This window comes from Cellulosimicrobium cellulans (assembly GCF_042723955.1).
GTDB classification, from domain to species: domain Bacteria; phylum Actinomycetota; class Actinomycetes; order Actinomycetales; family Cellulomonadaceae; genus Cellulosimicrobium; species Cellulosimicrobium cellulans_H.
This window is the reverse complement of record NZ_JBHXIC010000012.1, coordinates 13,071-26,525: the sequence shown is the minus strand read 5'-3', so window position 1 is coordinate 26,525 and position 13,455 is coordinate 13,071. Positions and strand designations below refer to the sequence as shown.

The 13,455-nt window shown below is 74.0% G+C and carries 14 protein-coding genes; 8 read left to right on the top strand and 6 right to left on the bottom strand.

What is annotated here, in order from left to right; genetic code table 11:
- Positions 1-128 precede the first annotated feature (128 nt).
- Together ACFWH7_RS05360 and ACFWH7_RS05355 are read right to left on the bottom strand one after the other, a co-directional pair.
- The gene (locus ACFWH7_RS05360) at positions 129-758 is read right to left on the bottom strand and encodes a PAS and ANTAR domain-containing protein (protein WP_378215429.1); all 630 of its coding nucleotides are present in this window, start codon (positions 756-758) and stop codon (positions 129-131) included.
- 57 nt (positions 759-815) lie between these two features.
- Complete coding sequence (locus ACFWH7_RS05355) at positions 816-2,600, bottom strand: SulP family inorganic anion transporter (protein ID WP_378215428.1); 1,785 nt, start codon at positions 2,598-2,600, stop codon at positions 816-818.
- 178 nt (positions 2,601-2,778) lie between these two features.
- Here ACFWH7_RS05355 and ACFWH7_RS05350 point away from each other — a divergent pair, with 178 nt between their 5' ends.
- Together ACFWH7_RS05350 and ACFWH7_RS05345 are read left to right on the top strand one after the other, a co-directional pair.
- Positions 2,779-3,276, top strand: coding sequence for a DUF1269 domain-containing protein (locus ACFWH7_RS05350; protein WP_378215427.1), 498 nt, complete (start codon positions 2,779-2,781; stop codon positions 3,274-3,276).
- A gap of 198 nt (positions 3,277-3,474) precedes the next feature.
- Positions 3,475-4,146: a GAP family protein gene (locus ACFWH7_RS05345; RefSeq protein ID WP_378215425.1), complete on the top strand. Its 672-nt coding sequence runs from the start codon at positions 3,475-3,477 to the stop codon at positions 4,144-4,146.
- Positions 4,147-4,174: 28 nt separating this feature from the next.
- Here ACFWH7_RS05345 and ACFWH7_RS05340 read toward each other — a convergent pair whose 3' ends face one another.
- The gene (locus ACFWH7_RS05340) at positions 4,175-5,437 is read right to left on the bottom strand and encodes an AI-2E family transporter (protein WP_378215423.1); all 1,263 of its coding nucleotides are present in this window, start codon (positions 5,435-5,437) and stop codon (positions 4,175-4,177) included.
- A gap of 138 nt (positions 5,438-5,575) precedes the next feature.
- Here ACFWH7_RS05340 and ACFWH7_RS05335 point away from each other — a divergent pair, with 138 nt between their 5' ends.
- The 4 genes from ACFWH7_RS05335 (at position 5,576) to ACFWH7_RS05320 (ending at position 7,385) form a co-directional block, all read left to right on the top strand.
- The gene (locus tag ACFWH7_RS05335; protein WP_378215421.1) at positions 5,576-5,983 is read left to right on the top strand and encodes a DUF7144 family membrane protein; all 408 of its coding nucleotides are present in this window, start codon (positions 5,576-5,578) and stop codon (positions 5,981-5,983) included.
- Between the two features lie 56 nt (positions 5,984-6,039).
- Complete coding sequence (locus tag ACFWH7_RS05330) at positions 6,040-6,471, top strand: DUF6325 family protein (RefSeq protein ID WP_378215419.1); 432 nt, start codon at positions 6,040-6,042, stop codon at positions 6,469-6,471.
- A gap of 67 nt (positions 6,472-6,538) precedes the next feature.
- Positions 6,539-6,886: an SHOCT domain-containing protein gene (locus ACFWH7_RS05325; protein ID WP_378215417.1), complete on the top strand. Its 348-nt coding sequence runs from the start codon at positions 6,539-6,541 to the stop codon at positions 6,884-6,886.
- Positions 6,887-6,902: 16 nt separating this feature from the next.
- On the top strand, positions 6,903-7,385 hold the full coding sequence (locus tag ACFWH7_RS05320; RefSeq protein WP_378215415.1) for a DUF1269 domain-containing protein: 483 nt from the start codon (positions 6,903-6,905) through the stop codon (positions 7,383-7,385).
- 20 nt (positions 7,386-7,405) lie between these two features.
- Here ACFWH7_RS05320 and ACFWH7_RS05315 read toward each other — a convergent pair whose 3' ends face one another.
- Both ACFWH7_RS05315 and ACFWH7_RS05310 read right to left on the bottom strand, forming a co-directional pair.
- The gene (locus tag ACFWH7_RS05315; protein WP_378215413.1) at positions 7,406-8,494 is read right to left on the bottom strand and encodes a sigma-70 family RNA polymerase sigma factor; all 1,089 of its coding nucleotides are present in this window, start codon (positions 8,492-8,494) and stop codon (positions 7,406-7,408) included.
- A 209-nt stretch (positions 8,495-8,703) separates the two neighbouring features.
- Positions 8,704-10,851, bottom strand: coding sequence for a SpoIIE family protein phosphatase (locus ACFWH7_RS05310; protein WP_378215412.1), 2,148 nt, complete (start codon positions 10,849-10,851; stop codon positions 8,704-8,706).
- A 164-nt stretch (positions 10,852-11,015) separates the two neighbouring features.
- On the opposite strand from ACFWH7_RS05310, the gene ACFWH7_RS05305 reads away from it, so the two are divergent.
- Both ACFWH7_RS05305 and ACFWH7_RS05300 read left to right on the top strand, forming a co-directional pair.
- Entirely contained in the window at positions 11,016-11,798 is a 783-nt protein-coding gene (locus ACFWH7_RS05305) for a SigE family RNA polymerase sigma factor (RefSeq protein ID WP_378215411.1), read from the top strand.
- Positions 11,795-12,952, top strand: a complete 1,158-nt coding sequence (locus tag ACFWH7_RS05300; RefSeq protein WP_313662605.1) for a hypothetical protein — start codon at positions 11,795-11,797, stop codon at positions 12,950-12,952. Before ACFWH7_RS05305 ends, ACFWH7_RS05300 begins: the two co-directional genes overlap by 4 nt.
- Before the next feature lie 16 nt (positions 12,953-12,968).
- Here the strand turns inward: ACFWH7_RS05300 and ACFWH7_RS05295 are convergent.
- Positions 12,969-13,455: histidine phosphatase family protein (locus ACFWH7_RS05295; RefSeq protein ID WP_378215410.1), on the bottom strand; the 487-nt coding region annotated here is incomplete at its 5' end.

Here is a 13,455-nt window from a genome sequence, read left to right as displayed (position 1 = left end):
GCGGGGGGGCGGCGGGCCCGCCCCCCGCGGGGGCCCCCCGCCCGCGCCCGCGCCCCCCCCCGCCCGCGCCGGGCGGCGGGGGCGGGGGGGGGGGGCGCCCCCCCCCGCCCCCCCCCCCCCCCTCCGCTCTACCGGAGCAGTGCGTCGACGTGCTCGACGCTGTCGGGACCGCCCCGCACGCCCTCGTGCACGACGAGCCGGGCGAGCTCGCGCAGCGGCACGTTGCGGTTGTTCGACGCGCGCTTGAGGCGGGCGAACGCCTCGTCGGGGTGCACGCCGTAGGCGGCCACGACCACGCCCTTCGCCTGCTCGATCGCCCCGCGTGTCTCGGCGGCGGCGGCGATGTCGTGCCGCGCCCGCTCCTGCGCGCTGTCGGCGACGGTCCGTGTCACGTCCACGAAGTACCCGACGAGCTCGGTGACCTCGCCCGTCTCGCGGTCGCGGCGGCCCTGGCCGACCACGACGAGGAAGCGTTCACCGCCGTGGGCGTCCATGATCCGGTGCACGCTCGAGAACGGCTCGCCGGTGAGCCGTGCGTCGTCGAGGATCTGCCGGACCCGCTCGCGGTCGTCCGGGTGCTTGTGGGCGAGGACGAGGGCGGTCGTCGGCACGACGTCGCCCGGCTCGAAGCCGTGCAGGCGGTACGTCTCGGGTGACCACCACCAGACACCCGTGCTCAGGTCGAGGCGATACTGGCCGATCTGCTGCTGCGCGCCTCGAGCGAGTGCCTGCTCGATGGCATGGTCGTCCACGGACATGCTGGCCTCCGGTGATCCGGTGGATGAGGAGCCAGGTCCAGACTCGACCTTCCGAGCCTACCGCGGTTCGTCCGCCTCGGAGCTCTCGGCCGCGATCGCCGCGTCGACGTCGCGGTAGATCCGGGGGCGCTCGTCGGGACCGACGGCGGCCCGCAGCTCGTCGCGGACCTGGCCGACGTTCCGGGCGAGGACGAAGGTCGCGCCCTCGCGCGCGACGTCGGTCCGCAGCGTGGCGAGCATCTCGGCCGCGTCGACGTCGATGAACGGCACGGTCTCCGTGTCCAGCACGACGAGCCGAGGCGACGACGCGGCGACGAGGTCGCGGACCTGGGTGCGGACGGCGTCGGCGTTCGCGAAGAACAGGCCGGACTCGGGGCGCACGACGAGCACGCCGGGGACCGACGTCCCGCCGTCCTTGTCGAGCACGGCGCGCCGCTCGGCGTCGACCCACAGCCCGTGAGAGCTGCGGACCAGGGTCGCCAGGTGCGGCCGGGACGCGCGCGCGAGGAGCAGGAGCAACGAGAGCAGGACGCCGATGACGAGGCCGGGCAGCGTGTCGAGGACGAGGACCCCGACCATGGTCGCGGCACCGGCGTAGAAGTCGTCGCGTGCGGCGTTGCCGTACAGGCGCCGCATAGTCGGGGTGCGCAGGCCGTAGAGCCGGCGCAGCGCGCGCACGTCGACGAGCTCGATCACGGCGGCGATGACGACGGCGGCGAGCGTCGCCTCCGGCAGCGACTCGAACACGGGCGTGAGGAACAGCAGCGTGAGCACGACGAGCACCGCGGCGGTGAGCCCCGACACCTGGCTCTTCGCCCCGGCACCCCCGTTGACGGCCGTCTTCGACAGGCTGCCGTTGACGACCATGCCGGACGCGAGGCCCGACCCGAGGTTCGCTGCGCCCATGCCGATCAGCTCGCGGTTGGGGTCGATGTCGTAGCCCTCGCGTGCGGCGTACGTCTTGGCGGCGCCGAGGGCCTCGGCGAACCCGACGAGCATCACGCCCGCGCAGGGCCCGACCAGCGCCGTGTAGTTGCCCCAGTCCATGTCGGGGAGCCCGAGGGCGGGCAGGCCGGCGTCGATCGGCCCGACGATCTCGACCCCGTCGTCGTCGAGCGAGAACGCGAGGATCGCGACGATCCCGATGAGGACCGCGACGAGCGACCCCGGGACCCGGGGTGCCCAGCGCCTGAGCGCGATCAGAGCCGCCAGCGTGCCCAGGCCGAGCACGACCGTCGCGCCGTTCGCGGTGCCGAGCTCGGTGAGGATCGTCCACAGCTTCTCAAAGAAGTTCCCCTCGCCCTTCTCGACGCCCAGCAGCGCGGGGACCTGGCCGATGATGATGACGAGCGCCATGCCGACGATGAAGCCCTTGAGCACGGGCTCGGAGATGAACGCCGCGACGAACCCGAGCCGGGCGATCCCCGCGACGAGGCACAGCACTCCCGTCACGAGCGCGACGCCCGTCGTGAGCGCGGCGAAGAACGCGGCGTCCCCGGGGGCGAACACCGCGACGACCCCCGCGGAGAGGGCGGCCGTCGCGGACATGGGCCCGACGACGAGGTGGCGAGAGCTGCCGAACACGGCGTAGAGGATGAGGGACGGCACGGCGGCGTAGAGCCCGACCACGGGTGAGACGCCGGCGATCGTCGCGTAAGCGAGCGACTCCGGGACGAGCACGGCCCACACCGTGAGCCCGGCGACGAGGTCGCCCTGGAGCCACGCCTTCTGGTACCCGCGGAGCGACCCGAAGAGGAACGGCGTCCGGGCGCTGCGTGCGGCGCCGCGGCCCGGGGAGATGCCGCCGGAGGGTCGCGCCGTCGTGTTCCCGGGTCCTGACATGACCAGCCTCCAGGCGCTCGATGACATTCCGTGACCGATCATCCCGACCTCGCGTGGGACCGCCACCGGAGTCGCCGCAGCTCGACGCGCGCAACCGGGCGGCCAGGGATACGTTCGACGCGTCCCGGGGCGCAGCGCCGCGCTCCCGTCGTACCTAGAGCGGAACGAGAGGTCTGACGTGGCAACCCTGACCGTGTGGAAGTTCGACACCCCCGAGGGCGCGCAACGCGCCGAGGACGCGCTGCTCGGGCTCCAGAAGCAGGAGCTCATCCAGGTCCAGGACGCGGCGATCGTGTCCTGGGAGGAGGGCAAGAAGAAGCCCCGGACCCGGCAGGGCAACAGCACGACGGCGGTCGGGGCGCTCGGCGGCACGTTCTGGGGCCTGCTCTTCGGTCTCCTCTTCTTCGTCCCGCTGCTCGGTGCGGCGATCGGCGCGGCGTCCGGCGCGATCGCCGGCGCGCTGACCGACGTCGGCATCGACGACGACTTCATCGACTCCGTGCGCAGCAAGGTCACGCCAGGCACGTCGGCGCTGTTCGTGCTGACGTCGGGCGCCGTGCTCGACCGCGTCCACGACGCGCTCCGGGCCGAGGGCGTCCACGGCGAGCTCATCCAGACGAACCTCTCCGCCGACGAGGAGGCCAAGCTCCGCGCGGCCTTCGACGAGAACGCCTGAGCCTGATCGACGCTGGCGGGTGAGGTGCCCGACGCCGGTACGCGCCACCCCCACTGCGCGTCCCTCGCCCGCGGGGGGGGGGGGGGGCCCCCCCCGCCCGCCCCCGGCGGGCGCCCCCCCACCTCACCCGCACCTGTACTCCCTGCGTGTCACCCGCGCCCTGCCACGAGGCGGGCCGAAGCTCCGAAGGAGGCCGCCATGGGCGCGGCGATCGGTCAGTCCCTCCCCGTCGCGGTCGGCGTGCTCATCAGCCCGCTCCCGATCGTCGCGGTCGTGCTCATGCTCGTCAGCGGCCGGGCCAAGGCGAACGCGTTCTCGTTCCTCGTCGGGTGGTTCCTCGCGGTCGGTGCGGTGACGCTGCTCGTCGCGACGCTCGCGGGGGCCGCCACGCCGGACGACGACGGCCTGCCGCTGTGGGCCGCGATCCTCAAGATCGTCCTGGGCGTCCTGCTGCTGCTCCTCGCGGTGAAGCAATGGCACGGCCGCCCGCGCGCGGGCGTCGAGCCGCCGGCGCCGAAGTGGATGGCCGCGATCGACGCGTTCACGCCCGTCAAGGCCGCCGGGCTCGCGGTCCTGCTGGGCGCCGTCAACCCCAAGAACCTGCTGCTCGTCGTCTCCGGCGGGGCGGCGATCGCGTCGGCCGCCCCCGACGACACGAACGCCCAGGTGGTCGCGTCCGTCGTGTTCGCGCTGGTCGCGAGTCTCGGCGTCGCGGCCCCGGTCTTCATCTACCTGTTCATGGGCTCCCGCGCCGCGGCGATGCTCGACGAGCTCAAGGCCTGGATGATCCACAACAACGCGGTCATCATGGCCGTCCTCCTGCTGGTGCTGGGCGCCAAGATGCTCGGCGACGGCGTCGCGAGCCTCTAGGAGCCGGGATCCGGACGTCGCACGCCTGCTACTCGATGCCCTCGGCGCGGCGCTCGTCGACCGTGCGCTCGGCCGCCAGGTTGGCCTCGCGGTTCTTCCGCTTCCGCCACGACGTCCCGCCGTCGCCGTCCTTCCCCTTGCCGTGGGGGTGGTGGCCCTCGGAGTCGGGGTCGTGCAGCATGTGCGACTCGATGAGCTCGTGCCGCTGGAGGTACGTGTTCGCCACCGCCTGGATCGTGGCAGCGATGGGCAGCGCGAGGAACGCGCCCAGCGCGCCGAAGACCGCGCCGAACGCGAGGACGACGACGAAGCTCACCGCCGGGTTCATCTCCAGCGCACGGGCGGAGACCTTGGGGGAGAAGTAGAGGTTCTCGAGCTGCTGGTAGCCGATGATGAACGCGAGCACGCCGAGTGCCTGGGGCAGGCCCTGGGACGTGAGCGCGACCGCGACGGGCAGCGCGCCGCCGATGTACGTACCGATCGTGGGGACGAACTGCGAGACGACGCCCGTGAACACCGCGAGCGGCAGCGCGTAGGGGGTCTGCAGGATCAGCAGGAACACGAACGTGAAGACGCTCGAGAGCGCGGCGAGCACGATGCGCGAGTTGATGAAGTCGGAGACCTTGACCTGCGTGATCTCCCACAGCCGCAGCACCTCCTCCTGGCGGTTGGGCGTGAGCCAGCGGCACACGGCCGCGCGGAACTTGGGCCCCGCCGCGAGCAGGTAGTAGGTGACGAGCATGATCGTCAGGCTCGCGAAGATGCCCCCGACGATCGTCGTGGTGACGACGAGCGCGCCGGAGGCTACGTCGTCGCCGAAGTCGGCCAAGACCTGACGGATCAGGTCGTCCGAGTCCGGGACGACGACGTCGAAGCGTTCGGCCACGAAGTCCTGGACGCTCGCGTAGAGGTCGGGGACCGACTCCACGAGCTGGACGAGCTGCTGGACGAACAGGTTCCCGAAGAGCGCGAGCACGACGAGGATCGCGACGATCGACCCGAGGAGGGCGACCGCGGCCGCGGCCCCGCGGCGCCAGCCGTGCCGCACGAGCCACACGACGATCGGCTCGAGCGCGAGCGCGACGAAGAACGCGATGAGGATGTTGACGCCGAGCGCCTTGAGCTGGCCCAGCGCGTACCAGGCGAAGATCCCGACGAAGACCGCGACGACGGCCATCGCGAGCGCTCGCGGGACCCAGCGCGGCGGGCGCCGGGAGTCGTGCTGGACGGGACGCGTGCCGGTGTCCGGCACGTCCGACCACGGGTCCTCGGCGGGGGTCGGCGTCGTCATGGCCACGAACCTAGTGGCGCGGACGAGGCGCGGCCCGGCGGGCGCGCCGTCGCTTCCGGATGCCGAACCCGACGCCTGGTGCCACGATCGACGCGCACGTTCGTCCGGTCGGGGCTCGACGGTTCTCAGGAGGATGGCATGGCACGCTCGTCGCAGGTGACGGCTTGGGTCGGCTGGGTCTGGTTCGCTGGGATCGTCCTGGTGACGATCGGCTTCTTCAACGCGATCAGCGGGCTGGTCGCCGTCTTCTCCCCCAACAGCCTCGTGGGCGTCACCGACGCGGGCATCGTCGTCCTCGACGTCTCGACGTGGGGCTGGATCCACCTCGTCATCGGGGTGCTGCTCGTCCTGACCGGTTTCGCCCTGCTCTCGGGCAAAGGCTGGGCGCGCATGGTCGCCATCGTCCTCGTGGTGATCAACGCGATCGCTCAGTTCACGACGCTCCAGGTGACCCCGTGGTGGTCGCTGATCACGATCGTGCTCGACGTGTTCGTCCTCTGGGCGCTCGTCGTCCACGGCGACGAGGCCGAGCGCGCCGCGCGCTGAGGTCCTCGCCTCCTGTGGCACCGCAGGTCCGTCCCCACATCCCGAGGAGCAGCTTCATGGCAACGTCCACCTTCGGTCCCGTCGAGATCGTCGCGATCGCGTTCCCCACGGAACGCATCCCGCACGGCGTCCAGGCCTCCGTCCTCGAGGTGCTCGCCGAGGGCACCGTCACGCTGCTCGACCTCGCGGTCGTCCGGCGCTCGGAGGACGGTGACGTCGAGGTCGTCGAGGTGACCGACCTGGGCGACGAGCTGGAGATCACCGACGTCGAGCTCACCGGCGCCGGCCTCGCGGGCGAGGAGGACCTCGACGAGGTCGCAGCGGGCCTCGCGCCGGGGACGTCGGCTCTCGTCCTCGTCGTCGAGCACACGTGGGCGCGCGGCGTGATCGCGGCGACCAGCGCGGCCGACGGCGTCGTGCTGCTCAGCGAGCGCATCCCGGCCGAGGTCGTCAACGAGGTCGCGGACCTCGCGCTCGTCGAGGACTGAGCGCGCGCTCGACCGGCCGCGCGAGGCGGCACCAGCCAGCAGAAGACCGAAGAACGAGGAGAACGACATGCCCATCCGTCGCATCGGCCGTCCCGGCCTCATCGGCACCGCTGCCCGTACCGCGGTCATCGCGGGCACGGCCCAGGCGACCGCGGGTGCCGTCGCGCGCCGGCAGAACACCAGGGCGCAGCAGTCGTGGGAGGCGCAGCAGGCGGAGGCCGCGCAGGAGCAGGCGCGCCTCGAGGCGGCGGCCCAGCAGGCTGCCGCGCAGTACGCCCAGCCCGCGCCGGCAACGCCCGCCGCCCCCGCGCAGGACGATCTGCTCGCCCAGCTCGAGCGGCTCGGCCAGCTCCACGCATCAGGCGTGCTGGACGACGCCGAGTTCGCCGCCGCCAAGGCCAAGCTGCTCGGCTGAGGAGAGGAAGACAACGATGGCCACGTTCACCGTCTGGAAGTTCGAGTCGCCCGAGGGCGCGGACACCGCGTCCCGGATCCTGCACGACTCGGCCTCGGAGCACGCGATCCGCATCATCGACACCGCCGTCGTGTCGTGGCCCGAGGGCGCGACGAAGCCGACGACGCGCCACGGTCACCAGGACGAGTGGCGCGGCACCGGGTGGGGAGCGTTCTGGGGGCTGCTCCTCGGGTCGCTCTTCTTCGCGCCGGTCCTCGGCGCGGCCGCGGGCGCCGCGATCGGCGCGTCGTCGAAGGCCATGGCCGCGGTCGGGATCGACAAGGACCAGCTGGAGCGCATCCGCGAGGGCGTCACGCCCGGATCGTCGGCGCTGTTCGTCGTCACCGAGGACGGCGACCTCGACCGCGTGGGCGAGCGGTTCCACGGCGTGCACGGCAAGCTCGTCGCCACGAACCTCACGGACGCCGAGCGGAGCACGCTCCTCGAGACGTTCGACTGACGGCCCGGCCCCGCGCCTCCTCAGTCGTCGAGGCGCGCGGGGAGGCCGAACAGCGGAAACCACGAGGCCGTGTCGAGGAACGCGTTGATCGCCGTCACCCGCCCGTCCGCGGTCTCGACGACCTGGAGAGCCCAGGGCTCGTGCCCGCCGCCCGCCGCTCGACGGTACTGGCCGAACGCGATCGTGCCGTTCGCCGCCACCGGCACCATGCGGGACCCCTCGCACTCGTGGCCCGGTCCCGTCATCCAGGTGACGATGTCCGCGGTCCCCTTCATCCACAGCGGGTACGGCGGCATGGACAGCGTCGCGTCCTCGTGGAGGATCGCGACGAGCGCGTCCATGTCGTAGCGCTCGAACGCGTCGAGGTAGCGCTCGAGCAGCAGCCGCTCCTCGTCGCCGAGCCCGGCGTTCGACGCGACCGGTGCGGGCGCGGGCTCGGCGTCGTCCGTGAGCCCCGAGCTGTCCCAGTGGGCCCGCGCCGCCATCGTCGCGCGCGCTCGCTGGAGCGCGCTGTTCACCGACGCCACCGACGTGTCGAGCAGCTCCGCGACCTCGCTCGCCTGCCAGCGCAGCACCTCGCGCAGCAGGAGCACCGCGCGCTGCTTGGGCGGCAGGAACTGGAGCGCGGCGACGAACGCGAGCCGGATGGTCTCGCGGCCCACCGCGACCTGGGCCGGGTCGCCGTCGTGCGGCAGCACGCGGTCGTCGGGGACCGGCTCGACCCACGTCTCCTCCGGCAGCACCTGTCCCAGGTTCTCGACCTCCGGTGCCTGCGGCCCGCCGAGGCCCATGGGGCGCTCGCGCCGCTTGCGCGCGCCGAGCGCGTCGAAGCACACGTTCGTCGCGATGCGGTAGAGCCAGGAGCGCAGCGACGAGCGACCCTCGAACCGGTCGTAGGAGCGCCACGCGCGCAAGAACGCCTCCTGCACGGCGTCCTCCGCCTCGAACGAGGAGCCGAGCATGCGGTAGCAGTACCCCGTGAGCTCCCGACGGTGGCCGTCGAGGACGGCGTCGAGCTCGTCGGGGCGGGGCAGGGGGGCGCGGGCGGTCACGCCTTCGGTCGCGGTGGCGTCCGGGCGCAGGGTCGCGGGGGTCGCGAGGTCGGTCATGGTGCTGCCTCTCAGGACTCGAGGGTCTCGACGTGCACGAGGGGTTCTTGAGGGGTCACGGGCGAACGCGTGCCGGACTGGCGGAGTGGCCCACCTCACACACGCTACCTCCGCCCTCCGACACGGCACAGGGGACGGCCCCCGGCCGAACCGGGGGCGGTCCCGGCCGGCGTCGTGGTGAGCGGAAGCCCTGAGCCCGGCGACCGGGCTCAGCCGTCGAGGTCGAGCTCGAACCACACGGTCTTGCCCGGGGCGCCGTCGAGGGCGTCGACGCCCCAGCGCGACGCGCAGCGCTCGAGGAACTGCACGCCCCGGCCGCCCGTCTCGTCCGGGCGCGGGGACCGGAGCCGGGGGAGCGCTGCGGAGCCGTCCCGCACCGCGACGCGCAGGACGCGGTGCCCCACCTCCAGCTCGGCCTCGACCGGGGCCGCGCCGTGCTGCACCGCGTTGGTGAGCACCTCGCTCGTGAGGAGCATGGCGATGCGGCGGACCGACGGGGAGACGTCGCAGCTCTCGAGGACGTCGTCCACCCAGCGGCGGGCGGGTCCGATCGCCGACGACACGTGCTCGACCTGCCGCGTCAGGACCGACGGCCGCCCCGGGCCCGGCGGGCGCGCGACCGTGTGCCGCACGCGCAGCGCGAGGACGGCGACGTCGTCGCGCTGGTCGGACACGAGCCGGCGCACGAGCGCGTCGGGCAGCGCGGACGTCGCGGTGGCGGTGTGCTCGGCGAGGGCGGCACGCACGGCGGCGAGCCGCTCCGCGTACGAGGTTCCGCGCCGCTCGACGAGGCCGTCGGTGTAGAGGAGGAGCGTGTCGCCGTGCGCGAGGTGGGCGCGGTGGTCGTGCCGCGTGGTCCCCGGCAGCACGCCGAGCATGAGGTCGGCAGGCGCGTCGAGGGTCTCCACGCTGCCGTCGGCGCGCAGCACGAGCGGGGCGGGGTGCCCGGCGTTGGACCACGTGACCTCGAACCCGTGCGGGGTGCGGTCGAGCCGCACGACGACCGCCGTCCCGCTCGAGTGCAGCGCGAGACCGCGGTTGGCCCGGTCCAGGAGCCGGAGCAGGACGGCGGGCGGCTCGTCCTGGCACCACGCGAACGTGCGCAGCATGGAGCGGAGCTGGCCCATCTGCGCCGCGGCCCGCATGTCGTGGCCGGTGACGTCGCCGATCATGAGGACGCACGCGTCGTCGTCGAGCACCACCGCGTCGTACCAGTCGCCGCCGACCTGGTCGGTGCGGGTCGCGGACGCGTACGTCGCGGCGAGCTCCGCGCTGCGCACCGACGGGAGCTCGGTGAGCATCGCCGCCTGGAGCGTCGTCGCGACACGGTGCCGCTCCTCCAGGAGCCGCACACGGTCGAGCGCGTGCGCGACGTACGACGCGATCGCGGTCTTCGTCTGCACCGCGTCGTCGTCGAACTCGCGCGCCGCCTCCCAGGCCAGGGTCACGACGCCGAGCAGCCGTTCACCAGCGAGCACGGGCAGGAACGCGCGGGCCTCGACGCCGTCGGACGCGATGAGGGCCGCGGCCTCGGGCAGCCGCGCGGCGTACTGGGCGTGGTCGCGGAAGAACAGGGGCTCGCGTGTGCGTGCGGCGATCGACGCGCCCCGCTCCGCGTCGAGGCGCATCCGGCGGAACGATGCCGGGACGCCCGGCTCCAGGTGGTCCAGCGTCGTGTACTCGAGCCGGGTGCCGCTCGCGTCGAGCACGGCGAGACCCGCGTAGCGCGCGCCGATCCCCGTGCCGACCGCCGAGAGCCGCTCGGCGACGTCGCGCACGGAGGTCGCGGCGGCGAACGACTCGGAGAGCTCCAGCAGGAGCCGGGACCGCCGGTTGGCCGCGAGCGCGACGCGCTGCATGCGCTTCGCCCGCGCGCGGGCGAGCCGGAGCCGTAGCTCGGAGGTGCACGCGGACGCGAGGTCGGCGAGGGTCGCGAGGTCCTCGTCGGACCACGGGCGCGGCCGCCCGTCGAACGCGCACAGCGACCCGACGGCGCGGCCGTGCGGGTCGAAGATCGGGAAGCCGGCGTAGGACACGACGCCGATGTCGTCGACCGCGCGGAGCGAGGCGAGGTGCGGGACGACCCGGGCGTCCTCGACCACGAGCGGTCGAGCGTCGCTCGTGACGAACTGGCAGAACGTGTGGCTCAGGGGCGTGCGGCGCTCGGACTGGTACGGCTCGGGCAGACCGAGCGCACCGGGCAGCACCGCCTCGTGGTCGAGGACGAGCGTGACCAGCGCCGACGGCACCCCGAGCTGCCGCCGCACGAGGCGCGCGAACCGGTCGAACGACTCGTCCGCCACCGGCTCGGCGAGCCCCGCCTGCGCGAGCTCGTGGATCGCCTGGGCGTCGGTCATGGTCCAGTATCACCAGGACGAGGTCGGTCAAACAGTGCAAGCCGCGCCAGCCGGGCGCGGAGGCGGGTGAAATCGGGAAGAAGGGAACGTCGGGCGGGGGTACTGCGTGTACCGCTCGTGACACCACGACACGACGGCGGGCGCGGCCCGCGAGGGGCGGCGACGTGACGGCGACAGGTTCGGCCGGACCCGTCGGACGGGCCGGGAGGCTCGAGCTGCTGCTCGACGTCGCAGCCGACCGTGACCGGGACGACGACCGGACCGGTGGTCGGGCCGACGAGCCGGACGACTCGTCCGTGGTCGAGATCGACCTCGTCGCCCGGCGCACGCGCGACGAGGAGTTCTCGGCGTTCATGCGCGAGGCACGCGACCCCCTGCACCGCATGGCGTACCTGCTGTCCGGGGACCGGCACCGGGCGGAGGAGCTCACGCAGCACGCGCTCGAGCGGACGTACCGTGCGTGGTCGAGGGCCCGCGAGCGCGACCCCCTCGCCTACGCCCGCCGCGTGCTGGCCAACCTGCGCGTCGACACGTGGCGCCGCACGCGGCGGGAGGTGCTCGCCGGGCCCGACGAGCTCACGCAGGCGGAGGGTGTCCGACGACCGGACCGTCGCGCCGCCGGGGAGCAGACGGGCTCCGTCGACGACCGCGACGCGGTCGTGCGGGCGCTCCTGACGCTCCCGACGAAGCAGCGCCGCGTCGTCGTGCTGCGGCACCTGCTCGATCTCAGCGAGAGCGAGGTCGCCGCCGAGCTCGGCATCCCCGTCGGCACCGTGAAGTCCACGGCCTCCCGTGGCCTCGCCCGTCTCCGCGAGCTGCTCGCCGCGCCCGACGGCGCCGCTCCCGGCCCGACCGCGCCGACGACCCCGACCTCCGCGACGACCCCGTCCTCCTCGACGACCCCGACCTCCCCGACCGCCCGGACCTCCGGAAGGACACCCCGATGAGCCCCGCGAACGGACGCCCGGCGCCCACCCCGCCCGAGGACGACTTCCTCGCCCGGCTGCGGCGCACGGCCGACGACGCCGTCCCGCCCTCGACGCTCGACCTCGACGTGGTCCTCCGGTCCAGCCGCCGCGGCGTGCAGCGGCGCCGGTCGCTCGCCGGCGTCGCGGGCGTCGTCGCGCTGGGGCTCGTCGGCACGGGCGTCGTGACGGCGGGCGGCCCGGACGGGCTCCGCGACCTCGCGCGCGAGGTCGTCACCGGGTCGCCCGGGTACGAGGTCGTCACGGCGGAGGCCACGCTCGTCGACGTCGCGCCGGGCGTCGTCGCGGTCTCCGAGCCCGCGACGTACCTGCGCGACGACGGCACGTACGTCCTCGACCTCGGCCTGCCCGCGTGGGACGGCGGCGACCGGTTCCTCGTGGAGGTCGGCGTCGTGAACGACCTGGGCCACCTCTCGACCGACGTCACGCTCCGCGCGGGCGACGACGGCGACCTCGCCGCGCTGCGCGCCGGGCGGTCCGCGGGCACGGTGCTCGACGACGGCGGGCGTGCTGTCGTCGTCGACCCGGAGAGCGGCCGGACGATGGTGGTGGGCGTCGAGCCCGGCAACACCGTGGCCGGTGACCTGAACCAGACGTTCGTCGGTCTGACGGCGGACATCGCGGACGAGAGCGGCGGCCGGGCCACGTCGCTGGAGCTTCCCACCGCGCAGGTCGTCGACGGGCCGACCGTCGTCCTCGACGTGTACGCGGCCCTGCTGGACGCGGACGAGCAGAGCGCTGCCCAGGTACGAGGGGTCATGTCGTACGGCACCAACACGCAGTGGACCGTCACGTGCGAGGCTCTCCGGCCGGACGAGGCGGACGAGCTGGCGTGCGCGGTGCGGTACGACGACGCCACCGGGCTCGTCGAGGTCGACCGGGACTACCCCACGCCGGTGGACGACCCGGTGCTCGACATGCTGCGCGTGGAGGCGGTCGGCATCGACCTCCCCTCGGGCGACGTCGGGCTGTTCGACGCGTGCCTCGCGGGCCGCGGTGTGCCCGACGGCTCGACGACGCTCGACCTCAGACCGTGGAGCGAGGGGCCGCAGGGCGATGCCTGGCGGCGTTGCGCGCTCGACCTCCTGGAGCTGCCGACGTTCATGGAGCGGTGAGGGACCACCGACGTGGTCAGGTGCCCCCGCGGGCCCGGAGGTCCGTGATGGCGTGCTCGGCGCCGTGCGCATCGAGGTAGGTGCCGCCGCGGACCTCGGGGACGAGAGCGGCGTCCGGCCCCGCCGTGAAGCGGTGGACGAGCGGGTGCCCGGTGGGGACGTCGAGGTCCTGGACCTCCTCGGGCGTGAGGTCGTCCACGAGCACGGAGAGCGCGCGCAGCGAGTTGCCGTGCCCGACGACCAGGACCGCCTCGCCCCGGGAGAGCGCCGTGCGGGTCGCGGCCCAGAAGGGGCGCAGCCGCTCGACGACGTCGGCCAGCGACTCGGCGTCCGGGCGCAGGGCGGCGCGCGCGCCGTCGGGCAGGCGCAGCAGCGTGTCGTCGACGAGCGGGCGCGCGGGGGGGTGGGGGGGGGGGGGCGGCGGGGCGGGGGGGGGGGCGGGGCGGGGGGGGGGGCTGGCGGGCGGGCGCGCGCACGGCTGCGCGCGCGGCGCGCGCCCGCGC

What these genes read in the sequence shown, in the direction of transcription:
- ACFWH7_RS05360 (WP_378215429.1), bottom strand. Translation starts at nt 758, where the DNA reads ATGTCCGTGGACGACCATGCCATCGAGCAGGCACTCGCTCGAGGCGCG.
- ACFWH7_RS05355 (WP_378215428.1), bottom strand. Translation starts at nt 2,600, where the DNA reads ATGTCAGGACCCGGGAACACGACGGCGCGACCCTCCGGCGGCATCTCC.
- ACFWH7_RS05345 (WP_378215425.1), top strand. Translation starts at nt 3,475, where the DNA reads ATGGGCGCGGCGATCGGTCAGTCCCTCCCCGTCGCGGTCGGCGTGCTC.
- ACFWH7_RS05340 (WP_378215423.1), bottom strand. Translation starts at nt 5,437, where the DNA reads ATGACGACGCCGACCCCCGCCGAGGACCCGTGGTCGGACGTGCCGGAC.
- ACFWH7_RS05335 (WP_378215421.1), top strand. Translation starts at nt 5,576, where the DNA reads ATGGCACGCTCGTCGCAGGTGACGGCTTGGGTCGGCTGGGTCTGGTTC.
- ACFWH7_RS05330 (WP_378215419.1), top strand. Translation starts at nt 6,040, where the DNA reads ATGGCAACGTCCACCTTCGGTCCCGTCGAGATCGTCGCGATCGCGTTC.
- ACFWH7_RS05325 (WP_378215417.1), top strand. Translation starts at nt 6,539, where the DNA reads ATGCCCATCCGTCGCATCGGCCGTCCCGGCCTCATCGGCACCGCTGCC.
- ACFWH7_RS05320 (WP_378215415.1), top strand. Translation starts at nt 6,903, where the DNA reads ATGGCCACGTTCACCGTCTGGAAGTTCGAGTCGCCCGAGGGCGCGGAC.
- ACFWH7_RS05315 (WP_378215413.1), bottom strand. Translation starts at nt 8,494, where the DNA reads ATGACCGACCTCGCGACCCCCGCGACCCTGCGCCCGGACGCCACCGCG.
- ACFWH7_RS05310 (WP_378215412.1), bottom strand. Translation starts at nt 10,851, where the DNA reads ATGACCGACGCCCAGGCGATCCACGAGCTCGCGCAGGCGGGGCTCGCC.
- ACFWH7_RS05300 (WP_313662605.1), top strand. Translation starts at nt 11,795, where the DNA reads ATGAGCCCCGCGAACGGACGCCCGGCGCCCACCCCGCCCGAGGACGAC.